This is a genomic window from Thioclava sp. NG1 (assembly GCF_003122275.1).
GTDB lineage: Bacteria > Pseudomonadota > Alphaproteobacteria > Rhodobacterales > Rhodobacteraceae > Thioclava > Thioclava nitratireducens.
This window is the reverse complement of sequence record NZ_QFBB01000002.1, coordinates 25,541-52,105: the sequence shown is the minus strand read 5'-3', so window position 1 is coordinate 52,105 and position 26,565 is coordinate 25,541. Positions and strand designations below refer to the sequence as shown.

General features: G+C 64.3%; 24 protein-coding genes. 12 read left to right on the top strand and 12 right to left on the bottom strand.

Annotated elements, in window-relative coordinates; translation table 11 throughout:
* The first annotated feature begins 441 nt into the window (after positions 1–441).
* A complete protein-coding gene (locus DEM26_RS03330) occupies positions 442–1,086 on the top strand; it encodes an aspartate/glutamate racemase family protein (RefSeq protein ID WP_233243009.1) in 645 nt (214 codons plus the stop codon).
* A 40-nt stretch (positions 1,087–1,126) separates the two neighbouring features.
* Positions 1,127–2,182 (top strand): aldo/keto reductase, encoded by a 1,056-nt coding sequence (locus DEM26_RS03325; protein ID WP_109171697.1) that lies wholly within the window; start codon positions 1,127–1,129, stop codon positions 2,180–2,182.
* Between the two features lie 19 nt (positions 2,183–2,201).
* Here the strand turns inward: DEM26_RS03325 and otnI are convergent, their stop codons facing one another.
* Together otnI and ltnD are read right to left on the bottom strand one after the other, a co-directional pair.
* A complete protein-coding gene (gene otnI, locus DEM26_RS03320) occupies positions 2,202–2,972 on the bottom strand; it encodes a 2-oxo-tetronate isomerase (RefSeq protein ID WP_109171696.1) in 771 nt (256 codons plus the stop codon).
* A 3-nt stretch (positions 2,973–2,975) separates the two neighbouring features.
* Complete coding sequence (gene ltnD, locus DEM26_RS03315) at positions 2,976–3,902, bottom strand: L-threonate dehydrogenase (protein ID WP_109171695.1); 927 nt, start codon at positions 3,900–3,902, stop codon at positions 2,976–2,978.
* 198 nt (positions 3,903–4,100) lie between these two features.
* Between ltnD and otnK the strand changes: the two genes are divergently transcribed.
* Genes otnK through DEM26_RS03300 form a run of 3 tightly spaced genes read left to right on the top strand, consistent with a single transcriptional unit; the run spans position 4,101 to position 6,942 of the window.
* Complete coding sequence (gene otnK, locus DEM26_RS03310; protein WP_109171694.1) at positions 4,101–5,378, top strand: 3-oxo-tetronate kinase; 1,278 nt, start codon at positions 4,101–4,103, stop codon at positions 5,376–5,378.
* Complete coding sequence (gene otnC, locus DEM26_RS03305; protein ID WP_088719234.1) at positions 5,371–6,009, top strand: 3-oxo-tetronate 4-phosphate decarboxylase; 639 nt, start codon at positions 5,371–5,373, stop codon at positions 6,007–6,009. The genes otnK and otnC overlap by 8 nt, the downstream gene beginning before the upstream one ends.
* A gap of 39 nt (positions 6,010–6,048) precedes the next feature.
* Positions 6,049–6,942 (top strand): NAD(P)-dependent oxidoreductase, encoded by an 894-nt coding sequence (locus DEM26_RS03300; protein ID WP_088727134.1) that lies wholly within the window; start codon positions 6,049–6,051, stop codon positions 6,940–6,942.
* Positions 6,943–7,323: 381 nt separating this feature from the next.
* Here DEM26_RS03300 and DEM26_RS03295 read toward each other — a convergent pair whose 3' ends face one another.
* Positions 7,324–8,244: a DMT family transporter gene (locus DEM26_RS03295; protein WP_233243008.1), complete on the bottom strand. Its 921-nt coding sequence runs from the start codon at positions 8,242–8,244 to the stop codon at positions 7,324–7,326.
* A 102-nt stretch (positions 8,245–8,346) separates the two neighbouring features.
* On the opposite strand from DEM26_RS03295, the gene DEM26_RS03290 reads away from it, so the two are divergent.
* A complete protein-coding gene (locus DEM26_RS03290; RefSeq protein ID WP_199224623.1) occupies positions 8,347–9,216 on the top strand; it encodes a LysR family transcriptional regulator in 870 nt (289 codons plus the stop codon).
* A gap of 99 nt (positions 9,217–9,315) precedes the next feature.
* Here DEM26_RS03290 and DEM26_RS03285 read toward each other — a convergent pair whose 3' ends face one another.
* The 5 genes from DEM26_RS03285 to DEM26_RS03265 all read right to left on the bottom strand — a co-directional run bounded on the left by DEM26_RS03285 (position 9,316) and on the right by DEM26_RS03265 (position 15,301).
* A complete protein-coding gene (locus tag DEM26_RS03285) occupies positions 9,316–10,671 on the bottom strand; it encodes a TRAP transporter large permease (protein WP_075776423.1) in 1,356 nt (451 codons plus the stop codon).
* A gap of 3 nt (positions 10,672–10,674) precedes the next feature.
* A complete protein-coding gene (locus DEM26_RS03280) occupies positions 10,675–11,997 on the bottom strand; it encodes a TRAP transporter small permease subunit (RefSeq protein ID WP_088719236.1) in 1,323 nt (440 codons plus the stop codon).
* 92 nt (positions 11,998–12,089) lie between these two features.
* Complete coding sequence (dctP, locus tag DEM26_RS03275; RefSeq protein ID WP_088727136.1) at positions 12,090–13,187, bottom strand: TRAP transporter substrate-binding protein DctP; 1,098 nt, start codon at positions 13,185–13,187, stop codon at positions 12,090–12,092.
* Between the two features lie 368 nt (positions 13,188–13,555).
* Positions 13,556–14,305: an alpha/beta hydrolase gene (locus tag DEM26_RS03270; protein ID WP_088727137.1), complete on the bottom strand. Its 750-nt coding sequence runs from the start codon at positions 14,303–14,305 to the stop codon at positions 13,556–13,558.
* 117 nt (positions 14,306–14,422) lie between these two features.
* On the bottom strand, positions 14,423–15,301 hold the full coding sequence (locus DEM26_RS03265; protein WP_109171692.1) for a LysR family transcriptional regulator: 879 nt from the start codon (positions 15,299–15,301) through the stop codon (positions 14,423–14,425).
* A 131-nt stretch (positions 15,302–15,432) separates the two neighbouring features.
* Here DEM26_RS03265 and DEM26_RS03260 point away from each other — a divergent pair, with 131 nt between their 5' ends.
* The 3 genes from DEM26_RS03260 to DEM26_RS03250 are packed head-to-tail and all read left to right on the top strand — an operon-like array spanning position 15,433 to position 18,436.
* The gene (locus DEM26_RS03260; RefSeq protein WP_146194427.1) at positions 15,433–15,960 is read left to right on the top strand and encodes a TRAP transporter small permease subunit; all 528 of its coding nucleotides are present in this window, start codon (positions 15,433–15,435) and stop codon (positions 15,958–15,960) included.
* Positions 15,957–17,267 carry a TRAP transporter large permease gene (locus DEM26_RS03255; protein ID WP_088722064.1) on the top strand — a complete coding sequence of 437 codons (1,311 nt, stop codon included), beginning with the start codon at positions 15,957–15,959 and terminating at the stop codon, positions 17,265–17,267. Before DEM26_RS03260 ends, DEM26_RS03255 begins: the two co-directional genes overlap by 4 nt.
* A gap of 44 nt (positions 17,268–17,311) precedes the next feature.
* Positions 17,312–18,436 carry a C4-dicarboxylate TRAP transporter substrate-binding protein gene (locus DEM26_RS03250; RefSeq protein ID WP_109171690.1) on the top strand — a complete coding sequence of 375 codons (1,125 nt, stop codon included), beginning with the start codon at positions 17,312–17,314 and terminating at the stop codon, positions 18,434–18,436.
* A 103-nt stretch (positions 18,437–18,539) separates the two neighbouring features.
* Here DEM26_RS03250 and DEM26_RS03245 read toward each other — a convergent pair whose 3' ends face one another.
* Complete coding sequence (locus DEM26_RS03245) at positions 18,540–19,433, bottom strand: LysR family transcriptional regulator (protein ID WP_088719241.1); 894 nt, start codon at positions 19,431–19,433, stop codon at positions 18,540–18,542.
* A 93-nt stretch (positions 19,434–19,526) separates the two neighbouring features.
* Here DEM26_RS03245 and DEM26_RS03240 point away from each other — a divergent pair, with 93 nt between their 5' ends.
* Complete coding sequence (locus tag DEM26_RS03240) at positions 19,527–21,077, top strand: proton-conducting transporter transmembrane domain-containing protein (RefSeq protein ID WP_109171689.1); 1,551 nt, start codon at positions 19,527–19,529, stop codon at positions 21,075–21,077.
* A 4-nt stretch (positions 21,078–21,081) separates the two neighbouring features.
* A complete protein-coding gene (locus DEM26_RS03235; RefSeq protein WP_109171688.1) occupies positions 21,082–23,448 on the top strand; it encodes a YbcC family protein in 2,367 nt (788 codons plus the stop codon).
* Between the two features lie 135 nt (positions 23,449–23,583).
* On the opposite strand, the gene DEM26_RS03230 is transcribed toward DEM26_RS03235, so the two are convergent.
* From DEM26_RS03230 to hppD, 3 genes are all read right to left on the bottom strand, one after another.
* A complete protein-coding gene (locus DEM26_RS03230; RefSeq protein WP_109171687.1) occupies positions 23,584–24,057 on the bottom strand; it encodes an autoinducer binding domain-containing protein in 474 nt (157 codons plus the stop codon).
* 187 nt (positions 24,058–24,244) lie between these two features.
* Positions 24,245–24,775 carry a hypothetical protein gene (locus DEM26_RS20175; protein WP_146194426.1) on the bottom strand — a complete coding sequence of 177 codons (531 nt, stop codon included), beginning with the start codon at positions 24,773–24,775 and terminating at the stop codon, positions 24,245–24,247.
* Between the two features lie 49 nt (positions 24,776–24,824).
* A complete protein-coding gene (gene hppD, locus DEM26_RS03220; protein WP_088735143.1) occupies positions 24,825–25,919 on the bottom strand; it encodes a 4-hydroxyphenylpyruvate dioxygenase in 1,095 nt (364 codons plus the stop codon).
* Positions 25,920–26,052: 133 nt separating this feature from the next.
* Here hppD and DEM26_RS03215 point away from each other — a divergent pair, with 133 nt between their 5' ends.
* Positions 26,053–26,508 (top strand): Lrp/AsnC family transcriptional regulator, encoded by a 456-nt coding sequence (locus DEM26_RS03215; RefSeq protein WP_075777564.1) that lies wholly within the window; start codon positions 26,053–26,055, stop codon positions 26,506–26,508.
* Positions 26,509–26,565 lie beyond the last annotated feature (57 nt).

Genomic DNA, 26,565 nt, shown 5'->3' with positions numbered 1-26,565 from the left:
GAATTTTCCGACAGTGCCAAAACGCCCCTCCCTTCTCCGCGTCCCCGACCTTCCGCACGCACATCCGGCGCCGAACGCTTCGGCGGGGGCTGGCGGGTCGGACGGGGGTTCGCCCGAAATGCTAGCGCTGCCATTCCTCCTGTGACAGCGCTGTCATATTGCGAACCGCAAAGCCGTCTTGTCAATCAGCAAATAACAAAAACTTGTGTCAGGACAGGTGTCGGAAGGACGCGCCCTCCCCTGCGGAACATAGTTCCGAACCCGGTCAAAGCGTTTCAAACAAGGCGCTTGAGACATTCCGGCTTGTCATCGAAGCAGGTCCATGATGATACTCGCGAACATGACAGCGCTGTCATGGCTAGCGAGACCAGAGCGCGTCAACCGCAACAAAGGAGCCCGCGAATGCATCACGAAAGACACGAATCACCTCGCTCCCTTGCGATGATCCATACCGTCGCCGGGTTGATCCCGGAGCTCGAAGGCCTGGCGCAGGCCCACCTGCCCGACTGGAAAGTTTTCAACATGCTCGACGAGAGCCTTCTGCGCCTGACGATCCGCGACGGATCGGTCAGTCCGATGACGGCGCGCCGCCTGACGGGCATGATCTGGTCGGCGGTCGATGCAGGGGCCGAGGCGGTTCTCGTGACCTGCTCCAGCCTCGGCGGCGCGGTCGAACGCATCGCACCGCTCTGCCCCGTGCCGCTGATGCGCATCGACGAGGGGATGGCACAGGAAGCGGTCGCAAAAGGCCGCCGTATCGGCGTGCTCGCGACGCTGCAATCGACATTGACGCCCACCGCCGAGCTGATCGAGCGCGTCAGCCGCGAGGCCGGGGCGGACAGCGCCATCACGAGCCAGGTCGTCGAGGGCGCCTTCGAGACGCTGCAATCGGGCGACCGCGAGGGGCACGATGCGCGGGTTGCCGAAGGCATCGCCCGGCTCGCCCGCGAAAACGACGTGGTGGTTCTAGCACAGGCCTCGATGGCGCGCGCGCTCCAACGGCTCGAAACGAGTGCGGATGATCCGCCGGTTCTGACCAGCCCGACCTTGGGCATCGCGCATGTCGCAAGACTTCTGGCGCGCTGATCGCGCCTGGACAAACGATACTCAAGAGGAGGAGATATAAATGAAATACAGAACCTTAGGACGTTCTGGACTCAAGGTTTCGGTGCTCACGATGGGCACGTTCACGTTCGGGGGCGCAGGCGCTTTCAAGGCCGTCGGCGCCCAAGGCGTCAGCGAAGCGCGCAAGCTGGTCGACACCTGCATCGACGCCGGCATCAACCTCTATGACACCGCGAACATGTACTCGACCGGCCTCTCGGAAGAGATCCTTGGCGAAGTGCTCGACGGTCGGCGCGATGACGTGCTGATCTCCTCCAAGGCGCGGATGCGGATCGCCGATGGACCGAATGACGAGGGCTTTTCGCGCTATCACCTGATCCGCGAATGCGAACGCTCGCTCAAGCGTCTGCGGACCGACCACATCGACATCTACCACATGCACGAATGGGACGGCGTGACCCCGATGGAGGAGATGGTCTCGGCGCTCGACACGCTCGTGCAACAGGGCAAGGTCCGCTACATCGCCTGCTCGAACTTCTCGGGTTGGCACATCATGAAGGCCCTCGGCGTCAGCGACCGGAGCCTGCGCGAGCGCTTCGTGGCGCAGCAGATCCACTACACGCTCGAGGCCCGCGAGGCGGAATACGAATTGCTGCCGATCTCGGTCGATCAGGGGCTGGGCGTACTGGTCTGGAGCCCGCTCGCCGCCGGTCTTCTGTCGGGCAAGCATCGCCGAGGCAAGGACACGCCGGAAGGCTCGCGGCAATTCGCGGGCTGGACCGAGCCGCCGATCCGCGACGAGGAGAAGCTGTGGAACGTCGTCGATGCGCTGGTCGAGATCGGTGACGCGCATGGTGTCTCGGCGGCGCAGGTCGCGCTGGCGTGGCTGCTGACGCGTCCCGCGATCAGCTCGCTGGTGATCGGCGGACGCAATGAACAGCAGTTCCGCGACAATTTCCGCGCAGTGGATCTGGAGCTGAGCGAGGACGAGCTGAAGCGCCTGCACGAGGTCAGCAAGCTGCCCGTGATCTATCCCTATTGGCACCAGCAGCAATTCGCCTCGGACCGGTTCAGCCCGGGCGACTGGGCGCTTCATCGCGATTACATCGAAAGCTGATAAGGGGCGCGCCTTCGTCTCAGGCGAAGGCGCGCATCCAGTCCAGACCATCCTCTGTCCGGCCTGCCGGGCGGTATTCGCAGCCCACGAACCCTTCATAGCCCAGTGCGTCCAGTTCGCGCAGAATGCGCGCGTCGTCGAGCTCGCCGGTTCCTGGCTCGTGCCGATCCGGCACCGCGGCGATCTGAACATGCCCGATGATCGGCGCCATCTCCCGCAGCCCCATCAGCACGTCCCCGTGCAGAATCTGGCGGTGATAGATGTCGAATTGCAGCTTGAGATTGGGCAGCCCAAGCTCCGCGATCAGGTCGGCAGCGAAGCTGAAATCATCCAGAAAATAGCCCGGCATGTCGCGCGTGTTGATCGGCTCGATCACTACATCGAGCCCCTGTGCCCCGGCCGCATCACAGACCCTCCGCAACGAGTCGCGATAGGCGGTCAGCGCGGTCACATCTTGGCGCGAGGCGAGCCCACTCATCACATGCACGCGCCCGACCCCGGTCGCCTCGGCATAGCGCAAAGCAGTATCGATCGAGGCGCGGAATTCCTCGGCGCGATCCGGCAATGCGGCCAGCCCGCGATCGCCCGCCTCCCAGTTGCCGGGCGGCAGATTGAAGAGCGCCTGCGTCAGGCCGTGCGCCCGCAGCCGCTCCGCGATCGCCTCGGGCGGGCGGTCGTAGGGAAAGAGATATTCGACCGCATCGAACCCGGCCTTTTTCGCCGCAGCGAAGCGGTCGAGAAAATCGTGCTCGGTGAACATCATCGTCAGGTTGGCGGCAAATCTGGGCATCGTTCAGCCCTCGCTTGCAGGCGCTGCATCAGGCAGATCGAGCCCCGCGATATTCGCCAGCATCCGCGCGACAGAGGCATCGTCATCGCGCCCCATCCCGGCCGCCGCCGTCATCACGAACATCTGCAGAGCCGTCCCGGCGATCGGTGTCGGGAATTTCAGGTCCCGCCCGATATCCGCCACGATCCCGAGATCCTTGGTGAAGATATCCACCGCGCTGCGCGGGCTGTAATCGCCCTCGAGGACATGCGGCACGCGGTTCTCGAACATCCACGAATTGCCCGCTGACGCGGTGATCACCTCGTAGACCTTCTCCAGGTCCAAATCCATCGCCTTGGCGAAGGTGATCGCCTCACAGGCCGCCGCGATATGCACACCGGCGAGAAGTTGATTGACCACCTTGAAGGCCGCGCCCGTGCCTGCCTCCTCGCCAAGCTCGTAGACCTTGGCGGCGACACTATCGAGCGCCGGGCGAATGCGCGCAAAAGCCGCCGCCGGGCCCGAGCCCATGATCGTCAACTCACCGCTGGCGGCACGCTGAGCACCACCGCTGATCGGTGTATCGAGATAGGTCACGCCCGCCGCGGCGCAGCGCTTGGCGAAGACGCGCGCCAGATCGGGGGCCATCGTGGCGCAGGACATCACCACCCCGCCCTCGGACATGGTCGCGACGGCGCCGCCCGGTCCGAAAAGCACCTGCTCTGTCTGGTCGGCATTGACGACCACGGCGATCACCAGTTCCGCATCTTGCGCCCCCGTCGCAGGGTCAGCTGCAACCGCGCCGCCAAGCGCCGCGAAACGCTCCATCGGATCGGCATTCACATCGACGCCCGTCACCGCGAACCCGTCTCGCAGCAAGCTCTCGGCCATGCCGAAGCCCATCGATCCCAGACCGATGACACAGACCTTCGTCTCTTGGGGTGACTTCATGCGGAATACCTCTCAATCGCCGATTTCTAGTCTCAACCTGCCCCCTTCCAGCGTCCGTCTTGCGCTTGCATTGCTGGAATGATAGCGTTGTCATTACATCGTTAGCCCGAGCCGCAACGGCTTGGCAAGGGCTATGTGAAATCGCCGTCCCGCGCCGTCGGGGCGATCGGCGATCTGTGGACCGAGGGAGGAATTTCCATGCTGATCGGAGCGGTCGCCGACGATATTACCGGCGCCACTGACCTGTGCCTGATGCTGTCACGCAGCGGGTTGAAGACGCGGCAGGTCATCGGCCTGCCGGGGCCGCAAATGGACCTGTCGGGCGCCGATGCGGTGGTGGTCGCGCTGAAGTCGCGCACCATTCCGGCAGGCGACGCGGTAGAACTGTCGCTGAAAGCGGCGAAAGCCCTGCGCGCGGCCGGGGCGCAACGCCTGATGTTCAAATATTGCTCGACTTTCGACTCCACCGACCACGGCAATATCGGGCCGGTCACCGAGGCCCTGATGGAGTTCACCGGCACGACCCTGACCATCGCCTGCCCCGCCTTCCCGGCGACCGGGCGCACGGTCTACAAGGGCCACCTTTTCGTGGGCGACCGTCTGCTGTCGGAAAGCCCGCTCAAGGACCACCCGCTCACCCCGATGCGCGACCCCGATCTGGTGCGGGTTCTGGGGCGGCAGACGACGCTGAAAGTCGGCCTGATCGACGTCACGACGATCAGGCAGGGAGAGGCCGCGCTGCGCAAGGCGTTTGAGGCCGCCCGCGCGGCTGGCACCCGCGTCGTCGTCACCGACACGATCGACGAATCGGACTTGATGACGCTCGGCGCGGCCTGCGCGGAGATGCCGCTGATCACCGGCGGCTCGGGCATCGGTCTGGGCCTCGCCGCAGCGCTTCGCGACCAGAGCGACGCGCATAGCGCCTCGGATCGGATGCCAGCCCCGGAGGGCCGCAGCGCGATCCTCGCGGGCTCCTGCTCGGTCGCGACCCGCGGCCAGATCGCGGCCGCTCAGGCGGCAGGGCTGCCGAGTCTCGCGCTCGACGTGGAGGCGCTGACCGAAGGCCGACAGAGCGCGGATGAGATCGCCGATTGGGCCATCGCACAACCCGCCGACAGCACCCCCCTGATCTATTCCAGCGCAGATCCGGCGCAGCTCGGCAAGATCCAGTCCCGTCTGGGCCGGGACGCCTCCGGCGCACTAGTCGAAGACACGCTGGCCGCGGTCGCCGAACGCCTGCGCGACGCCGGGTTCACCCGGATGTTGATCGCGGGCGGCGAGACGTCGGGCGCGGTGACGACGGCGCTCGGTGTGCGCCTGCTCGACATCGGCCCCGAGATCGACCCCGGCGTGCCGTGGACGATGAGCCTCTCCGGCCCGCGCCTCGCGCTCGCGCTCAAATCAGGCAATTTCGGCGCCGAGGATTTCTTCCTCAAGGCGTGGGACCTGCTGGAGCCGGAGGCCGAACATGTCTGACGAAACGCGCCTGCGCGACCAGATCTGCACCATTGGGCGCTCGCTCTTCGATCGCGGCCTTACCGCCGGGTCTTCCGGCAATATCTCGGCGCGGCTGCCCGATGGCGGCTGGTTGATGACGCCCACCAATGCCTCGCTCGGCACACTCGATCCGGCCCGGATCTCCCTTTTCGACCGGGACGGCAACTTCGTCTCGGGCGACAAGCCGACCAAAGAATCCTTCCTGCATTTCGCGATGTATGACGAGCGTCAGGAAGCGGGCGCGGTGATCCATCTGCACTCGACCCACTCGACGGCCGTCTCGATCCTGCGCGACATCGATCCCGAGGACGTGCTGCCGCCGCTCACGGCCTATCACGTGATGCGCGTGGGCAAGCTGCCGCTCGTGCCCTACTACGCGCCGGGCGATCCCGAACTTGCCGAGGCCGTACGCTCGCTCGCCAGCGCGCATCATTCGGTGCTGCTCGCCAATCACGGCCCTGTCGTCGCGGGCACCAGCCTGTCGAACGCGCAATATGCCGCCGAAGAGCTGGAGGAGACCTCCAAACTGTTCCTCGCCCTGCAGGGCCACGCGATCCGCCCGCTGACCCCGGCGCAGGTCGCCGACCTGCGGGAGCGCTTCAATCTCTGATCCGAATTTCACGACCTATCGACCCAAGCGGAGTATCCAATGACTAAGACCCAGGAAACCATCGGCTTCATCGGCACCGGCCTGATGGGCCACGGCATGGCCAAGAACATCGTCGAGAAAGGCTATCCGCTGACCGTGATCGCCCACCGCAACCGCAAGCCGATCGAGGACCTGGTCTCGCGCGGGGCGACCGAGGCGACCTCCTATGAAGACCTCGCGTCGCGCTCCTCGATTATCTTCCTGTGCCTCACCGGCGCGCCGGAAGCCGCCGAGGCGGTCGCAAAGCTGACTCCGGGCCTGAAAGAGGGCAGCGTCATCGTGGACTGCTCGACCGGCGAGCCGACCGTGACGATGAAGCTCGCAGAGGACATGCAAGAGATCGGCGTCGCCTATGCGGATGCGCCGCTCAGCCGCACCCCGAAAGAGGCCTGGGAAGGCACGCTCGATTGCATGGTCGGCGCGGATGAAGAGCTGTTCGCGCGCATCGAGCCCGTGATCGACACCTGGGCGGGCAAGATCGTACGCGTCGGCAGCCTTGGCGACGGCCACCGCATGAAGCTGCTCAACAACTTCATCTCGCTGGGCTATGCCGCGCTTTATTCCGAAGCCCTCGCACTGTCGCGCAAGGTGGGCATTCCGATCGAGCAGTTCGACAAGGTGATCCGGGGCGGCCGGATGGATTGCGGCTTCTACCAGACCTTCATGGGCTACGCGCTCGAGGGCAACCGCGAGGCGCACAAGTTCACCCTCGCCAACGCCTACAAGGATTTGCGCTACGTCGAGTCGATGGCGAATGCCGCCACTGTCGCAACCCCGCTCGCCAGCACGGCCAAGAACGCCTTCGCGATGGCAATGGCCACCGGCGGCGACGGCCCTGAAGATTACGTGCCGCATCTCGCGGATTTCGTTGCACGCGCGAATGGGCTCGACTGAGCCCACGCACCTCCCGGAAGCGACGGCTCAGCCCGGCCGGATATGGTCGGGCTGAGCCAGCTCATCGGGACGATCAACCGGGATAATCGAGCTTCATCTGCAGCGATCGGCTTCGGGCGGCATTGATCGGTTGGGCCTCGGCCCGCTCATTCGAATACCCGACCGAGAAAGATGCGCCTCGAGACCGATGTCGCGCAGGAGTGCAGGCGGGAGGTCTCGCGGGTCGGTGAAGCGGCGTCGTTTTCGGAGACGACACGCGAGACGCCAGAGCAGGTTCTTCATGGGACAGATGCTCTCTTGGGGGCGATCTGACGCCCCTCAGCCAGAGCCATGTTCCGGCCGAAGGCATCACGGAAGCTTCAAGTTCGGCTGAGGGCATCCTCAGTTGCAACCGGGCAGACGAAGCCGGCCGCTTGCGAGCAACACGCCGAGGATGGCGACGAACACACCCAGAATCTGTTGCCAGCCGGGCATCCGCCCGAAGGTGATCGCGACGAGAAGCGCGGCGACAGGGACGAGGTTGAAGAGGACCGAGGTCGCGGCCGGCCCCCGCACCGAAATGCCGACCTGCCAGAACAGATAGGCCAGGACCGAGCCGCCCAGTGCCATGTAGAGAACCAGCAACTGGGTGACCGACCCCGACTGCACCAGTTCTCGCACAGGATTTCCGACGAACAGGGAGATCGCCACGAGCCCGAACGCTCCGAAGACCATTGTCCAGGTCGCGGTTTCCACCGCAGATGCCTCGCGAACCCAACTGCGGCATCCGATGGAGTAGAGCGACCAGCCGATGCTGCCGATCAGGATGAGAATGTCGCCGCCGGAGAACCGCGTTCCCGAGAACGCTCCGACCGTCATAGCGACGCCGACCAAGCTCACGATCATTCCGACGATCGCGGTCCCTTTCGGCAGGCGTCTTTGAGCCAGCGCATCGAGCAGATTGGTCGTCAGCGGCGTCGTGCCCATGATCAGTGCAGCGGTGACCGGGCTCGAACTTTGCATCCCCAGAAAGAGGGCGGCGTTGAAGCCCGTGACCCCGGCGACGCCGAGAACCGCGAAGGCGGGCCAGTTACGCTTGAGCACCTGAAAATTGATCCCGCGCGAAACCCCAAGCCAGATCACGATCGCAACCGCTGCGATCGCGAAGCGGCTCGCGGCAGCGGTCCAGGGAGAGAGATATTCGAGAGCGACGCGGGTCGCCTCGAAATTGGTGCCCCAGAAGATTGCCGCCAGCGCGCTTAGGGAGAGCGCACTGCCGTCTGACATGGAGCGTTTCGCTGGAGGGAAGTCGATTGCGGACATGATGGCCTCATCCGATGGGAAGACGCCGGCTGTTTACGCTTTTCATTTTGGGAGGCGTAGAGATAATACTGGCAATCAGTTTTCCAAAATTGGAAGAAAGCTTTGCGGCTGAATTGGGATGACACGCGGATTTTCCTCGCTCTGGCGCGGACGGGCACCCTCTCCGGGGTCGCCCAGACCCTTGGCCTTGGGGTCGCGACGGTATCGCGCCGCGTCGATCGGCTGGAGCAAGCGCTCGGCGTGCCTCTCTTTCTGCGCCACCAGAGCGGCTACCGTCTGACCGATCAGGGCGAGGCGCTCTTGCCGCGTGCAGAAGAAGCAGAGCAGGCGATACAGGGCTTTTCTCAAGGCGCGGGAGCGGAGGCCGAAGTAGCGGGCCTCGTGCGTCTGGCAAGCTTCGAGACCATCGTCGCGCCCGTCATCGTGCCAGCGCTCGCGCCGTTGCTGGCAAGACATTCCGGGCTCGATGTGGAAATCCTTTTCAGTGCCGCAGTCGTCAATCTCCATCGTCGCGACGCCGACCTGGCGCTGCGGTTGTTGCGCCCAGAACATGGTCACCTTCTGGTGCGTCAAGTGGGCGTTCTGGGGGTAGGCCTCTACGGACCGCCGAGCGGGGCCCGACCCGAGCGCTTCGTGACCTTCCCCTTTCCCGAGGAGAGCGGGGTGAAGCTGCAGGTCGAGTGGGCCCGTGCCTTCGGGGCGGACCAAGCGCCGCGCCTGGCGGTCAACACCTTGGCGGGACAGGTCGAGGCGGTGGCGCGCGGCGTGGGCGTGGGCGTGCTGCCGCACCTTCTTGCCCGCGAGGCAGGGCTCAGGCTCCTGGCGGATCGGCTCCCCAACGGATCTGCGATGGAGCGTCCGATCTACATGGCAATCCACGCCGATCTCGCGGCATCGCGCAGGGTTCGGGCGGTGGCCGATACGCTCATCCAAGCCCTCGAGGCCCGTCGCGCCGAGCTGGCAGAACCGTGAGTGCTCATGCGATCCGGAAATCGCGGCAGATCAGCCAGAATGAAAAGCCCCGCGACACGGCGCGGGGCTTCTCGTGTGTCCTAGACTAGATGCGAGTGATCAACCGTAGACCAGTTTCGGCAGCCAGATGATGATCTCCGGGAAGAACATGCACAGCAGCAGCCCCACCACCTGAAGCGCGAGAAACGGCAGCGCCGAGCGGAAGATGTCGCCCATCGGAATTTCCGGCGGCGCCACCCCGCGCAGATAGAACAGCGCGTAGCCGAAGGGCGGCGAGAGGAAGCTCATCTGCATGTTCACGAGGTAGAGCACCCCGAACCACAGCACGAGATCGTCGGGATCGCTCAGCCCGAAGGCCTCGGCCCCAAGCGCCTTCACGATCGGCACGAAGATCGGCACGCAGAGCAGCAGGATGCCGACCCAGTCGAGGAACATCCCGAGAATGATCAGCACGAGCTGCATGATGATCAGGATGCCCCACGGCCCGAGCCCGGTCGCCTCCAGCGCGTTCTGCACGAATTGCTGCCCTCCCTCGAGCACATAGAGCCCGACGAAGATCGTCGCCCCGAACATGATCCAGATGACCATCGCCGAGGCCTTGAGCGTCGTGATCGCGGCCTCGCGGATCGTCTGCCAGTCGAGCTTCCGGTGGATGGCGGCCACGATGATCGCGCCGAAAGTGCCGATGCCCGCGGCTTCCACCGGCGTCGCGACACCCGTGAAGATCACGCCCAGCACGATCACGATCAGCGAGATCGGCGCCGACATGTTGCTCATCAGGCGGATCTTCTCGCGGCCCGTGATACGTTCTTCCGGCGGGATCGGCGGGCCCATCTCGGGGTTGATCGCACAGCGGATCAGCACGTAAGCCACATACATGCCCGACAGGAGAAGGCCGGGGATTACCGCACCGATGAACAACTCGCCCACCGATTGCTCGGCCACGACCGCGTAGATGATCGCGAGGATCGACGGCGGGATCAGGATGCCGAGCGTGCCGCCCGCCATGATCGAGCCCATCGCGATCTTTGCGTTATATCCGCGATCGAGCATCGCCGGCAGCGCGATGATCCCCATCGTCACAACCGCAGCGCCGATCACGCCCACCATCGCGGCAAGCACCGTCGAGGCAATGATGGTGGCCGCGGCCAGACCGCCGCGCACACCGCCCAGCACCTTGTAGATGACGTCGAACATCTCGTTGATGATCCCTGCTCTCTCCAGCATTGACGCCATGAAAATGAACAAGGGGATCGCCGAGAGCTGGTAGTTCGTCATCAGCGGGAAGATGCGGCTCGGCACGATATTGAGCGCGCGTTCGTCGCCCAGCACGAACAGGAAGACACAGGCCAGACCGCCCGTGACGAAGGCCAGTGGAAGCCCTGCCATCAGCAGGACGACCAGCGAGCCGAACATGATGAGTGTCAGCCACTCAATTCCAATCTCAAGTCCCATGTATCAGCCCCTGCCCATCACGACCCGCAGATCCTGCGCGAATTTTGAAATGCCCTGCAGAACAAGCAGCAGAGCGCCGATCACCATGACCCATTTCATCGGCCACAGAGGCACCTCCCATTCGTTGAAGCTGATCTCGCCCCAGCGGACATTCGCATCGGTCCATTGTCCGAGATTCCAGTTCGCCAGCATCTCGCCGGTCGGAATTTCGCCGCGCGCCCATTGCGAGATGAGCCCGTTGCCCGTGGGCACGGCGATCGCATCCATCGCAAAGATCCACGACGTCACCAGAAGCGTGCCCGCGAAGATGAAGAAGAAGACCGAAGTCAGCAGATCGACCCACGCCTTGCGGGGTTTCGACAGCGGCGCGTAGAAGATGTCGACGCGCACATGGCTCTCGGTCAGCATCGCGTAGGCACCCGAGATCAGGTACTGCATCCCGAACATCAGATACATCGCCTCATGCGCCCAGTTCGTCGGGCTGTTGAAGACGTAGCGGCTGATGACCTCGAAGTAATAGACGAAGACCGCGATGATCGCCCAATAGCTGACGAACTCGCCCGCCTTGAGCGAAATCCGATCGATCCAGCCTGTCCAACCTTTCGAGACATGGCGGGAATCGTCTTTCATCTCCTCTTCCTCGAGCGCTTCGAGACGCCGCTCGACCTCGCTTTCCTCGTCATGCTCGGGCAGCGAGGCGTTGGCGCGCCGCACCAGCATCGGAAGCAGGAGCGCGTCGATGACGATCCCCGCAAGCAGCACCCAGAAAGCGTATTTCGAGATGCTGCGCCATTTTGCGAGCACGGCGGCGGCGGCGTCCCTCTTCGGGCGCGCCTCTGTGAGATCGGCTTGAGCCTGTTCGATCAGCGACTCGCCATCCGCGACCCGCTTCTCGGCGCGATCGACATTTCGCTGCGCGCGCTTCTGCGCAAAGCTGCCCTCTTCGGCGGCGGCCAGCTCCTCGCGCAGCTTCGGAAGATCGGCCTGCGCGGTGTCGACCCGCTCCTGCTCGCGGCTCAGAGAACGCTCGGCCATACGCACCACGTTCGACATGTCCGAAACCGTGCCGCGCGCGTTATGGCCCTGTGCATTCGCGTAAAGAATGGCGATGAAGACCGGAATGAAGAGAAAGCCGAGCAGGCTTTTCACATAGAAGCGATGCAGTCCCAGCATCCCCCCGGTCACGAGAATGAAATAGCCCAAGGAGAGCGAATAGCGCCGCTCCGTCTTGCGTGGCCTGTTGGCCAGAGACGCCGCAATGATCGGAAACAGGATCAACCCTGCCCAATAGGCCCAATGCGGTAGAGTGAAGTCGATATTGGGCATTGCCCACCCCCTGTTGTCGGGACATGCCCGGCCATCAGTTGAACCGGGCCCGCGCCAGAGGGCGGGCCCGTCAGACTGTCTTCGAGATCAAATCAGAGCTTCAGTTCCAGCCCGTCGACCAGATCGGGCGTCACATAGCCGAGCGAGCCGGACATCATGTAATCGAGCTGCGTCTTGAAGATCCGCGCACTGTCCCTGTCGCGGTTCGCGTACTTGAACCAGATCGGGACGGCGACTTCGGTCATCAGCTCCACATCGTCCTGGCTGAGGCGCGTGACCTCGGTCCCGTCGGCCTCGAACTTTGCCCAGGCTTCCTGGTCGGCCTTCTGGATCGCCGCGTGATGCATGTCGGAATAGACGTGGGTTTCCATTTCGACGAACTGCTTCATCTGCGGGCTGAGCTTGTTCCAGGCGTCCATGCCCACGGTGATGTCCATGATGTCGACCGGCTGGTAGAGCGACATCATGCCGGGCGGACCCATCGAGATATAGCTGGTCACCTGACTGAAGCCGAGCGCGTAGTTCACCGCAGGGCCCACATAGTCAGCCACGTCGATCGTGCCCTTCTCCAGCGCGGGGAAGATTTCCGAGCCCGGAAGCACGGTGGTCTCCGCCCCGATTTCGCCGAAGACGTCGGCGACCATGCCGCCGGGAAGGCGCATCTTGCGACCGCGGAAGTCGTCGATCGACCGGATCGGCACCTTCGAGTGGATGATGTTCGGGCCGTGGTGGACGGGGCCCACGAAATACATGCCTTGCGCCGCATAAAGCTCGCGCGCCATTTCCAGCCCGCCGAGGCCGTAATAGAACACGTCGAATTCGTGCGGATTGCGCAGGCCGAGCGGATAGGACGTCAGGAACACGCCCGCCGGGATGATGCCCTGCACGTAGATGGTGAACGGGTTGACCGCGTCGAGCACGCCGTTCTTCACCGCGTCGTAAAGCTGGAAGTCGCCCACGACGTCATTGGCGCCGAAAGGCTGGAAGGCCAGCTCGCCGCCGGTCTTTTCCTGAATGGTGGCGCACCAGTCCTTGAAGGTCTGAAGGCCGACACCGCCCGGCCACGAGGTCTGGATCTTCCAGGTCGTGCCGTTGGCTTGGGCCGAGGCGATATGCGGCGCGGCAAGGCTGGCAGCGCCCGCCGCCGCAAGAGTGCGCAACGCATGTCTGCGAGTGGTCAGATGTTTCATGGTTCCTCCCCGTTTTGGTTGCGACCCCGACGGACGCGGGGCCGAATGAGAGGGAGGTCGAAAACACGCGATGGCACTCCTCCAAGCACATCGCGACTTCGTGAGACGGCGTGATCGCCAAGGCTTCCAGCTTCTCCTCAAAAGCGGAAACCCACTCTCCTCCCCCTGTATAGGCGAGGTTTGCACGGGTTTTGTTTTTTCGCAAGTATTCACGAATTTGCGTGCGTTCGTGATATGCCCCTAAAATTCCAACGGTGGCGGCTCAGGGCCGAGCTGCAGCCCTTGCCCGTTGAAATACATGCAACGCTGGGGCGACTTCAGGTCGATGGAGAAACACTCCTGCCAGATACTTCCCTGCTGCGCGCGCTTTATCGCCTGTTCGCGAGGATGAATTCCCCGATCTTCTCGACCAGCAAATCGCGGTCGTGGTCGAGGGTCGCGACGTGGAACGAGTTCTCCAGCCAGACCAGTCCGACATCCGAAGATCCGACATCGCGCAGGATCCGCAGCCCATTCTCGGGGGCGACGACATGATCGATGCGGGACTGGAAGACCAGGATCGGCTGGCGCAACTCCGGCAGCATCGCGCCCGTGGCACAGGTCAGCACGAAGCGTTCGCGCATCGTGGTGGACGGAATCCGGTCGTAACAGATTTCGCGCCGGTCGGGATGGCGGATATCCGAACCGATGCCGCGCTGGAACGGCTCGGGTCGATCGCCGAAGAGGCTCGCAACCTGATCGGGGCGATAGAGCCCGGTCGAGCCGTTGATCGTCACGACGCGATCGACCCGATCAGGAAAGCGGATCGCGAGGTTGAGGGCGATGGTCCCGCCAAGAGACAGCCCCGCCACAACGATCCGGTCGCACTCCTGCCGCAGCGCCGCGAGCGCCGCCTCCGCCGAGGCCAGCCAGTCCCGATATCCGGTCTGCGCCAGTTCCTCCGGTGTCGTGCCGTGACCGGCCAGCAGCGGCACGCGGACGCTCGCCCCGCTGCGCCGATGCAGGCCATGTGCGACATGAGCCACGCTTTGGGGCGTGCTCGTGAACCCGTGCAGCAACAGCACACCCGTGCGGGAGCCCTTGAGGTCAAAGGGCGCAGGGTCGGTATCGTAATCCATCGGGTCTCACACTGGCAGTCGGCATTTGCGGCGCCATAAGACGTCAGGTGTTCCGCGAGGTTCAAATAGGCTTGTGTGATCGGGTGATCGCGAAATTGGATCACCCCGGCCGCGGTGTCAGCCTAGGAAGATCGTACGGAAATCCTGCAGCAATTTCGTGTCGACCACCTTGCTCCAGGCCATCGCGATCGTCAGCTCCGGGCTCCAGCCCGGCACCGGGAGAATTTTCAGCGCGGCCGGCAGACTGTCGGCGGCGCTGATCGGGTAGAAGGTCAGGCCCCGCCCCTCCGCGACGCGCTGGAAGATCACCTGCACGTCCCACGCTTCGTCGACGACCACCGGATCGAGACCGCCCTGTGCGAAGGCCGTGTCGAGCAGGGCCCGGAACGAGCGCCAGTTTTCCCGCAGGCCCATCACGAAGGACCGCTCGCGCAGCGCCTCGAGCGACAGCGCCTCGACATCGCGCGGCACGACGACGCCGATCCGGGTGGACCAGATCGGCTCCTGCGAGACGGCCGGGTCTTGCACGCTGTCATGCGCCAGCAGGAAGCCGATATCGATCTCGCCCGATTTCAGGTTCCGCATCATCGTGTCCGTCGACATCACGTGCATCTCCACCTGACAGCCCGGATAGCTCTGGTGGAACCGATCCAGCCCGGCGGAAATCTGCGACGACGAGGCCAGTGCGGAATAGCCCACGATGATATGCCCGCGCGCGCCGAGCGCGTTCTGCCGCGAGGCGCGGATCGTGCGCTCGAACGTGGCAAGGGTCAGGCGCGCATCCTCCAGAAAGATCCGTCCTGCCTCGGTGATCTCGAACACAGTCGCGCTGCGCCGGAAGATCGCGAAACCCAGATCGGTCTCGGTGTCCTGAATCGTCTTGCTGATCGCCGGCTGCGCGATGTTGAGCGCCTCGGCGGCGGCGCGGAAACCACCCGCATCCGCGACCGCGATCGTGTAGCGCAGGTGGCGAATGCCGATGCGCGTTGGGCTCATGAGTATCTCTCCCTGCCGTCCTCCCCGGAGCGATAACGAACCGCGATCACCCGATCAAGCTTTGCTATTTGAATAGGTAGTCCCCGTCAGGAATGCTCTGGCCGGCGCACAAGATCGCGGGGAGGTGACCGGTGCAGAGAGGATTCATTGATCGAGCGTTTCGGCGACTGACTCACGGGCTGATGCTCGTAGGCGGGCTGGGCATCATCGTGATGATGGGCAACATCACGCTCGACGTGGTGCTGAAGGTGTTCTGGAACGCCCCGATCCAGGGAACGGTCGAGATCTCGTCCTATTATTACATGGTCGCGATCGTCATGCTGCCGATGGCGCTGGTCGAATATGACGACGAGCAGATCAGCGTCGATCTGCTGTTCAACCATTTTCCCGACTGGCTCAAGCGGATCAGCCTGCTGATCACCTTCTTCTCCACCGCGGCGATCCTGTCGGTGATGACGTGGCGCACGGGTCTCGACGCGGTCCGCGCCTTCAAGGTCGGCGAAGTCGTGATGGGCAGCCGCGAGATCATCGTCTGGCCCGCCCGTTGCATGTTGCCGTTGGGTTTCGGGCTTGCGGCCGTGGCGGCACTCTTGCGCGCCGTGCTGCTTGTGCAAGGCAAACCCGTCACCAAACTGCATGATACGGAGTCCGCGGCATGAGCATGTTGACCATTGGGTGGATCGGCGTCGCGAGCCTGTTCGGACTTCTCGCGCTGCGGATGTCGATCGGCATCGCCTTGATGATCGTCTCCTTCATCGGCATCGCATCGATGCTGAACCTGACCGCCGCTTTCGGCATCGTGAGCGCCCTGCCCTTCAGCTTCATCGGGGATTGGTCGCTGACCGCGATCCCGATGTTCCTGCTGATGGGCTTCGTCGCCGCCAATACCGGGCTGACGAGTGGCGCCTTCGACCTGCTTAAGATGCTGCTGGCGCGGGTGCCGGGCGGTCTCGCCTCGGCCAGCGTCGGCGCCTGCGGACTGTTCGCGGCGGCGTCGGGCTCGAGCATCGCGACCACCGCCGCGATGTCGCGCATCGCCGTGCCCGAAATGCTGCGCGCGAAGTATCACCCGTCGCTCGCGACCGGCGTTGTGGCCGCTTCGGGCACGCTCGGCTCGCTGATCCCGCCGTCGATCCTGATGGTGCTCTACGGGATCTTCACCGAGCAGTCGATCGGCCAGCTTTTCATCGCGGGCGTCGTGCCGGGCCTGATATCCGCGCTGATCTACATGGGAATGATCACCATGCGCTGCGCGGTGAACCCGAAACTCGCCCCGCGCACCGCCGAGCCGTTCGACATGCGCCGCTTCCTGAGCCTGCTGTGGTCGGTCTGGCCGTTCCCGGTCCTGATCATGGGCGTCCTTGGCGGCATATTCGGGGGCTTCTTCACACCGACCGAGGCGGGCGGAATGGGAGCGACTCTCGCCGTTCTGATCGCGCTGCTGCGCCGGAGCCTGACATGGGAGGCGATGCGCGCCGCGATCCGCCAGACGGTCGTCGCCACCTCCTCGATCTTTTTCCTGTCGATCGGGGCGATCATGTTCACCCGCTTCATGGGGCTGTCCGGCGTGCCGCGCTCGCTGACCAACGCGATGCTCGCCGTCTCCGACGACAAGGTGGTGATCATCCTGATGGTGGCGGGGCTGTTCGTGATCCTCGGCATGGTGATCGACTCGATCGGCCTGATGCTGCTGACTCTGCCGATCCTGCTGCCGGTGCTGGAAGCCGCCGACATCAACCTGATCTGGTTCGGCATCATCACGATCAAACTCCTGGAGATCGGCCTCGTGACGCCGCCTGTGGGGCTCAACCTCTATGTCCTGCACAGCGCGCTGTCGGGGAAGGTGAAGCTCGGCAACATCATCTCCGGCACGACCTGGTTCATCGCGATGGACCTGCTGACGCTCATCCTGCTGATCGCGTTTCCGGCGCTCAGCCTCTACCTGCCCGCGCTGATGGCCGGGTGAAACGACAACTCATTTACCGTTCCAAAGGGAGGAAACCTGTGAACATGACGTCGACGATGAAGACCGCGGCGATCGCCTTCGCGATGATGACCGCCGCGACCGTGGCGAGCGCGGCAGACTACAACGCCAACCATTTCTTCGCCGAGCGCCACTCGATGGTGCGCGGCCCCTACGTGGAATTCGCCAAGAAGGTTGCGGAAGAGACCGATGGCGAGATCAATTTCACCGTGTTCTCCGCAGGCTCGCTGCTGCCGCCGGCCTCCTCGCTGCAGGGCGTGCGCGACGGGATCGCGCAGGTCACCTATCACGCCGGGACCTACACCCCCTCCGAGCTGCCGATCGACAATCTCATCGGCAACATGGCTTTCTACAACACCGACCCGCTGGTCATGGCTTTCGCCTCGACCGAGTTCGGCCTGACCAACCCCGCCCAGCTGGCGGAGTGGAAAGCCAATGGTGTGGTCTATGGCGGGGGCTATTCGACCTCGCAGTACTTCATGCAGTGCAACACCCCGGTCCGCACGCTGGCCGATATCAAGGGCAAGCGCCTGCGCATGGCGGGCGGCGCGTGGTCGCGCTTCGCGGAATTCGTAGGCGCCGTACCGGTCTCGATGCCGTCGAGCGAGATGTATACCGGGCTTGACGCCGGCTCGCTCGATTGTGCGGTCGCGGCGGCGGATGCGCTCGACAGCTTCAGCCTGAAGGATGTCGTCACCGACATGAACACGCTCGCGATCGGCAACTACTACGCCGGGTTCGAATGGGGCTACAACGTCGCCTTCTGGCAGTCGATCTCGCCCGAGAACCGCCGCGTGCTGTTCAATGAGATGGCCTATTACCTCGCAGAGCACCGCATCGCCTTCGACAAGGATGTCGAGAAGGCCGTGAACTCGGCAAAAGAGAACGGCATGGCCGTGGCCGAGCCGGATCAGGCCCTGAAAGACGCGCTGGCCGAATTCGTGGTCGCCGATGAAGCCACGCTGATCGCCAATGCCAAGGATCGCGGCGTGAAGGATCCCGAAGCGATCCTCACCGAGTTCAAGGCGCTCGTCGACAAGTGGGACGGGCTGCTCGCCAAGGTGGACACGACCGATGTGGACGCGCTGGCCGCGCTTGCGCGCTCGGAGATCTACGACAAGCTCGACGAGACGACCTACGGCGTCTACTGAGACCGACTGGGCTCGAGACCAAAAGAAAAGGCGGCTTTCGAGCCGCCTTTTCGCGTTCTTGTCCAGCAAGGTCGCGCGCGCCATTGTCCCGCGGTTCCCTGGATCAACCGCGACCGGACGCCTCTGCCTCCCGCGCCTTCTCGATCAGGTCCGTGACCACCGGGTTCGGAAAGCGGCGCTGCAGCGTCACCGCGTAGAAATCCTCGCCGATATCGAGATCGAACGGTGCGGTCACCAGCAACCCGTCGCGAAGCTCGTCGGCCAGAACGACGGCGGGCGTGATCGCAAGCCCCGCATCCTCGCGGGCCAGAAGGCGGATCATCGCCATGTCGTCAACCTCCGCCGCCACTTGCGGACGCAGCCCGAGCCGGGTGATCAGGCTGTCGAAGCCGGTCCGGATCGAACTGTCGGTCGGCAGGATCACGGGCTCCTCGCTCAGCATCTCCTCGAGCGTGGCATGCCGCAGCCGGTGCGGCGTGCCGTGCAGCAAGACCTTCTGTTCGGCGACGCGATGCGCGACGAAGCTCGAGAACACGTCGCGTGCCGGCGGCTCCGTCGTCAGCACCACGTCAAGCGCCATCGCCTGCAGCGCCTCGAACAGGACGCCCCCGTTGCCCGAACGCAGCACGATCTCCACATCCGTGCGCCCGATGAGCGGCGCGAGAAATCCGATCTGGAAATTGCGCGAAAGCGTGGAGAGCGCGCCGATCCTCACCGCCTGACGTCCCGCCGAGGCCTGTCGCAACGTGGCCGCAAGCTCTTCGCCCGCCTCGAAAATCCGCTCCGAATAGTCGAGCGTGATATGCCCGACCTCGGTCAGCACCAACTGCCGCCCGCGCCGCTCGAACAATTGGTGACCGATCCGTGCCTCGAATGTGCGGATCTGCGTCGAGAGCGCCGATTGCGAGACGTTCAGACGCTCCGCCGTGCGCGTCAGGTTCCCGTCCTTCGCGACTTCGTGGAAATAGCGCAGATGATGGTAGTTCAACTCTGACATCGTTCTATTAAACAGAACGAAAACCCACAAACAATGAATTTTTCTTCACACTAAGCCGCCGCTACCTCTCCCGGGAACGAACTGGAGGTTGCCATGTCTTATCTCTTGCTGCTGCCCGCTGCGCTTTTGATCGCGGTCGGCACTGATTTGCTTCTGAGGCCTGCGGAGCGGGCCGGAGCGCGACTGCGTGGGCCGGAGCTGGCCTCACTTCTGGGGCTGCTCGCGACGGTGAGCGCGGCGGTGACGCTTGCGCTGTCGGGGCCGACGACGAGCCCGCTCATAGGCATGGCGGGCGTCGGTCTCTCTGCGCGCATCGACATCGTCAGCATCTCGCTGGGACTGACCGTCGGCTTCGTCGGCTGGGTGGTGCTGCGCTTTTCGCGGGTCGCGCTCGATGGCGAAGCGCGGCAAAGCTGGTTCATGGGCTGGATGAGCCTGACACTCGCCTGTGTGCTGGCGCTCGTGGTGGCGGGCAACCTGTTCCAGCTGGTGATCGCATGGATCGCGGTCGGCACCGGTCTGCACCGGTTGCTGCTGTTCTATCCCGAGCGCCCCGGCGCGCAACGCGCCGCGCGGAAGAAATCGCTCAGCGGGTTGGTCGGGAGCGGTGCCCTGCTGGTCGCGGTGAGCCTTCTCGCCTATGGCTTCGGGACCACCGACATCGCGCGCATCCTCGAGGCCGCGCGCAACGGGCAAGGGCCGCAGACGCTTTGGGTCGTGGCGGGGCTTCTGGGCGTCGCTGCGGTGTTCAAATCGGCGCTGATCCCGACCCATGGCTGGCTGACCGAGGTGATGGAGGCCCCAACCCCGGTCTCGGCACTGATGCATGCGGGCGTGGTCAATGCAGGGGGCTTCCTGCTGATCCGCTTTGCCGACGTGATGCTCGCCGCGCCCGGCGTCCTCGCAGTGCTGGCGCTGGTCGGCGGGCTCAGCGCACTCATCGCGGCGGCAGTGGCGACGACGCAATCGGCGGTGAAGACCTCGCTTGCATGGTCCACCTGCGCACAGATGAGCTTCATGGTGCTGCAATGCGGACTGGCGCTGTTTCCGCTGGCGCTGCTGCATATCGTGGCGCATTCGCTTTACAAGGCGCATGCCTTCCTGTCCTCGGGCAGCGCGGTCGCCGCGGTGGCGCAGCAGCGCCGGCCCGGCCCGGTCGCGGTGCCGGGCGCCGGAGCGGTGCTGCGCGCCTTCCTTCTTTCGCTCGCAATCTACGGCGGGGCGCTCGCGCTCTCTGGGCTCTGGCACGAGCCGCCACAGGCGATCGCGTTGGGGGCGATCCTCGTCTTCGGCGTCGCCTACCTGATCGCGCAGGGGCTGGCGGAGGCCGCGCCGTGGCCGCTGTTCTGGCGCACGACGCTTATGTCTCTGGGCGCGACCCTTGGTTATTTCGCGCTGCATTGGGGGGCAAATGCGCTCTCGGCGGGCACCCTGCCGCCCCCGCCCCCGGCCGACCCGCTGATCTGGCTGGTGATGCTCCTGACGATCGCAGGCTTCGGCCTCGCGGCCTGGGCGCAGGCGACCTTCCCGCTCTGGGGCAGCCATCCGGCTGCGGCGGGGCTGCGGGTCCACCTCATGAACGGTCTCTATCTTAATGCGCTCACCGATCGGCTGATCGGGCAGACGCCCCTCAAGAAAGGTTAAGGCTATGAGTTTCCACAGCTATCAATTCCCCGGCGCGACCTTGCAACTCTTTGCCGCAGCCGAAAAGACGCTGGCTCAGATCCCGCCCGCCTTCGGGCTGGAGGCGACGGTGGCGGTGAACCCCTATCTCGGTCAGGCCGGAGAGAGCCGCCTTCAGGCCGCGACCCGGCTGGCGCGGGTGGCGGGCGCCCGGACGACCGCCCCGCGCGAGGCAATAGCCCAGTGGATAGAGGCCGGGCGGCTCACGCTGCAGGACATTTCGGCCGCCGCGATCGAGGCCGGGCTCGACCCCGATCAGGTGCGAAAGGCGCTTCACGCTCCCTCGCCCGCGTATCGGCCCGATCCGACGCTGGCCGATCTGGCCGCGAAGGAGACCGGACAGGACTGGCCCGCGCTGATCGCGGACCGGGTCGGTCTCTGGGCCGGCGGGCATTTCGACAAGGGGCAAGCGCTCTGGCCTGCGCCGGAGGGCGCGGCCTTCAAGGCGTGGCGGGCGTTCGCGCTGCGCGACCTGACGCCGGGTCTGCACGGGCTGCGCGGCTTCTGCGCCTTCGCGGCGAGCCTGCCCACGGATGCGCGCGCCGCCTTCGCGGAACTGACGGGACGGCTTGGTCTGAGCACCGAGGCCGCGCCACTCTACCTGCATCGGCTCGCGATGAGCCTTGGAGGCTGGGCGCAATATGCGCGCGGGCTTGGCTGGGCGGACGGGCTGAAGGGAGAGCGCAATGCGCTGGCGTTCGAGATGCTGGTGATCCGGCTCGCATGGGAGGTGGCGCTGCTGGAGTGTTTCCGCGACCGGCTCTCCGTCCCTTGGACGCGGGCGCTGAAAGACCATGCCGCGCCGCTGAATCCGAGCCTCGATCTGCGCATCGATCTTGCACTGCAAGAGGCCGCGGACCGGGCCGAAGAACGGGCCTTGGCGGAAACGCTCGCAGCGGCGGACGAACGGACCGGCGCACAGGCACCCGACATCCAGGCGGTCTTTTGCATCGACGTGCGGTCCGAACCCTTCCGGCGGGCCTTGGAAGCCGCCGATCCCGGCGTGCAGACGCGCGGCTTCGCGGGCTTCTTCGGTCTGCCGATCGCCCATCGCCGGCTGGCCTCGGACCAGCGCGACGCGCGGGCGCCGGTGCTGTTGGAAACAGGGGTCGAGTCGCAAGTCGCGGTGAGCGACAAGGCCGATCAGGCCGCGCGGATCGCCCGGCGCGCCACCCGCGCTTGGGGCCGGTTCAAGCTGGCCGCGGTGTCGTCCTTCGCCTTCGTGGAAGCGGCCGGGCCGCTGTATCTGGGCAAGCTTTTCGGTTCGGCGATGGCGCAGGAAACGGCACCGACCCCCGAGCCCGTGCCCGCGCTCGACCTGCCCTCCGATGAGCGGATCGCGCTGGCGGGCCGGGTGCTGCAGGCGATGTCGCTCACCTCCGATTTCGCGCCGCTGGTCCTGATCGCGGGTCACGGCGCGCATGTCACCAACGCACCGCATGCGAGCGCGCTGCAATGCGGGGCCTGTGGCGGCCATGCGGGCGATGTGAACGCGCGGTTGCTCGCGGAACTGCTCAACGATCCGGTGGTGCGCAAGGGACTGTCCCGGAACGGCATCGCGATCCCGCCGGAGACGCGGTTCCTTGCCGGGCTGCATGATACAGTCAGCGACGAGCTACGGCTGTTCGAGGATGGGACGGCTGCGGTGCCACGGGCGCATCTGGCGCAGTTGCAAACAGCGCTCGCGAAGGCGGGCCAGATCGCCCGGACGGCGCGGGCGCAGGCCCTCCCCCGCGCCGGGTCGGGGGCAGATCTGCCCCGGCGGGGCAAGGACTGGTCCGAGTTGCGGCCCGAATGGGGGCTGGCCGGTTGCCGCGCCTTCATCGTGGCCCCCAGGGCGCGGAGCAGGGGCTGCGATCTGGGTGGGCGAGCCTTCCTGCACGATTACGACTGGCGGCAGGATGCGGGCTTTTCCACGCTCGAGCTGATCCTGACCGCCCCTGCCGTCGTCACCAGCTGGATCGCGCTGCAATATAACGGCTCCGCCACCGCGCCCGAGGTATTCGGGGCGGGCAACAAGCTGTTGCACAACGTGGTCGGCGGCATCGGTGTGTTCGAGGGTAATGGCGGCGATCTGCGGGTCGGGTTGCCGATGCAATCGATGCATGACGGCGAGCGGCTGCGGCATGATCCGCTGCGGCTCTCGGTGGTCGTCGCGGCCCCGACCGAGGCGATCACCGAGGTGCTGGAGCGGCATCCGCAGCTCAAGGCGCTGTTCGACAATGGCTGGTTGTCGCTGCAGGCGATGGACGATGCGGGCCGGATCACGGCGCGCTATCAAAACGGTTCGTGGGTGGAGCGGGACCAACCGTCCCAGATCCGCGCCGCCTGACGGTAAACGCCGCTCGCAACATCGGGGGCTGCCCGCACCGCAACTGCTCGGGCGCGGGCAGCCCATTAGACTCTGCGGCTCTGCTAGATTGGCATTGGTATTGGGGTCTCTGGGGTCTGGCCCAAGAACTCCGGCTTAGGGCTGCACCGGGATCTGGCGAAGCTCCTCGAGCTCCTTATCGGACATGTCCAACGCATCGCGGGTGACGTCGTGAAGCTCCTGCATTAGCGATTGAGCCTGCTCGATCTCCTCCTGCGTGATCGGACGAGAAGGATGGGCAAAGAAGCCAATGGAACGGTCCAATTCCCCAAGTGCAATGACCTTCCCGTAACGCAATCCAAAACGCGAAGCGGCGCCGAACACGTCACTCTCATCGCCGTCGGAGAGGTCCGCCCAATCGCAAATACCCTGATTGGAAATCGCCCATCGGACGGTCGGGTCCACGAAAACGAGCTGTTTTTCGGTGTAGTAATCCACCCATTCTTTCGGGTAGGTCACATAGCTCAGGGTCGGATTGGCAAAGCGAATGTGCAAACCCAAGGCGAATTTCCAATCGGTGACCCCATTAAGGCGCTGCAAGCGGTCTTCGATTACACGCAGCTGATCCAATCTTCGCCTCCTGACAAGTTCAGTTTATTTTGCGCCGATCCCGATGGCGTATTCTGAGCCGTTTTGCCGAAGCTTACGATTTGTGGATTCGGAAGGAAAGAGCGGACGCCGACAAGGCCCAACTGATCTGCCTCGGCGCACTCTTTCAGGTTTTTCTCAGCGGATTTTTCTCTGTCCGCTCAGCCAATCAAAGCAGAAACTTCGCCCTGGCTTCCCGCAGCGCGCGGGCCATTTCGAGATACCCGGCATTGCTGTTATTTCGATGCATCAACTCATAATGGTCCGCCCAGCGCTCAATCTGCGACCGCGGCACCTTGTCCGACCACGCGCCTTTGCGCAGTCGGATCGCCCCGTCATCCAAGTATTCGATTTCGATAGAAGGTTCCGTCATGAAAATCTCCGCCTGTTTGTAATTGGGGCCGGAGGGCTTGCGATCCGGCCCCGGGCGCACAGGAAAGTCTTTTTGAAAAATAAATTCTCTCGAATACCTATTTGCTATCAAAGGAAGACGGCAGCATTCACCTGAGGAATTCCGGACCTTCAGCTTCGATAACGGTGAGTTGATCGAACTTTCTGCATGGTGCCGCAGGCCTCGGGACCCAAACAACTCTACCGGCTCGGACCGATCGTCGAGCTCGCCAGGCTCTGCTCGGCGTGGTGCGCGCTTTTGGATTTCGCTGAGCGGCAAGGTTCCGCCCGCAGCGCCGCCGAAATGCATACGGGGCAGGCTCCAGCCTGCCCCGTCGCAACTTGGATTTGTGGCGCGATCATTCGGCGACGAGTTCGCCGCTTTCGATCTGCTCGCGCTCGATCGACTCGAAGAGCGCCTTGAAGTTGCCTTCGCCGAACCCATCGTCGCCCTTGCGCTGGATGAATTCGAAGAAAATCGGCCCGATTACCGTCTTCGAGAATATCTGCAACAGAATCTTGGTCTCGCCGCCGCCGAGGACGCCCTCGCCGTCGATCAGGATGCCGTGCTTCTTCATCCGATCGACCGGCTCCTCATGCCCGGTCACGCGGTCATGGCTGAGCTCGTAATAGGTTTCGGGCGGGGCAGGCATGAAGCGGATGCCGCGATCAGCGATCGCGTCGGTCGCCTCGTAGATGTCGCGCGCGCCCACGGCGATGTGCTGGATGCCCTCGCCCTTGTACTTCTTGAGATAGGAGACGATCTGGCCGGTTTCGCCGCGATCCTCGTTGATCGGGATGCGGATGCGCCCGCAGGGCGAGGTCAGCGCCCGGGAATAGAGGCCGGTATATTTTCCCTCGATGTCGAAGAACCGGATCTCGCGGAAATTGAAAAGATCGCCGTAGAAGTTGAACCACTTGTCCATGTTGCCCTTAAAGACATTGTGGGTCAGGTGGTCGAGATAATAGAAGCCCACGCCCTTCGGCTTCGACGTCTTCAGCCAGTCGAATTCCTCGTTATAGGGCGAGGTGTCGTAATATTGGTCGGTGAAATAGATCAGGCTGCCGCCGATCCCCTTGATCGCGGGCCAGTCGACGGTCTTGTCCGTGCCCTCGTAGGGCTCCGCGCCGTTCTTCACCGCGTGATCGAAGGCGTGCCGCGCATCGACGACGCGCCATGCCATCGAGGGGGCGCAGGGCCCGTGCTCTTCCACGAAACGGGCCGCGAAGCTGTCGGGGTCAGCGTTGATGACATAGGTGATGTCGCCCTGCTGCCAAAGCTCGACCGGCTTCGATTTGTGGTTCGCTACATGCTCATAGCCCATCTTCGCGAAGAGGTCGCGCAGTTCCTGCGGATCGGGATGTGCGAATTCGACGAATTCGAACCCGTCCGTGCCAGCGGGATTCTCCTCGGTGATGGTGGATTGCGGGGCGTCGTGGGGGAACGGTCCCATGGGTTTCTCCTCCTGTTTGCGCTAAGAAGAAGGTAACCTGGGACGAATGCTCGTTCCGCGCGAAGTAGCGCATAGGGGCGCCAATTTTTGCGCAAATATTGCATCCAGGTGGAATTCGGCGCTAAATCTCCGCATGATCGACCATATCGACAAACGCCTGCTCGCGGAACTGCAGCAGAATGCCCAGCTAACCTCGCAGGACTTGAGCGAGCGGCTGAACCTGTCGCCAAGCCAAGTGGGGCGGAGGCGGCAGCGGCTCGAGGCCGAGGGGCTGATCCGCGGCTACGGCGCGCGGCTCGATGCGGCGCGGCTTGGGCTTGCCGTGCAAGCCTTCGTGCAGGTGCAGATGCAGCGACACGGGGCGGAACCGGCGCAGCAATTCTCGCGCCTCGTCTCCTTGCAGCCCGAGATCACCTCCGCTTGGACCCTGACGGGGGAGGCGGATTATCTGCTGCGCGTCTACTGCGCGGATCTGGCAGCACTGCATCGGCTGATCCACGACGTGCTGCTTGCCCATCCCACCGTCGCCCGGGTGCAGAGCCAGATCGTCATGCACCAGTTCAAGCAGGACGCGCCGCTGCCGATCTGAGCGCAGAGCGCGCCGGGAGCGGTCTCATGAAAGTCATTTCATTGCACATGAAACACT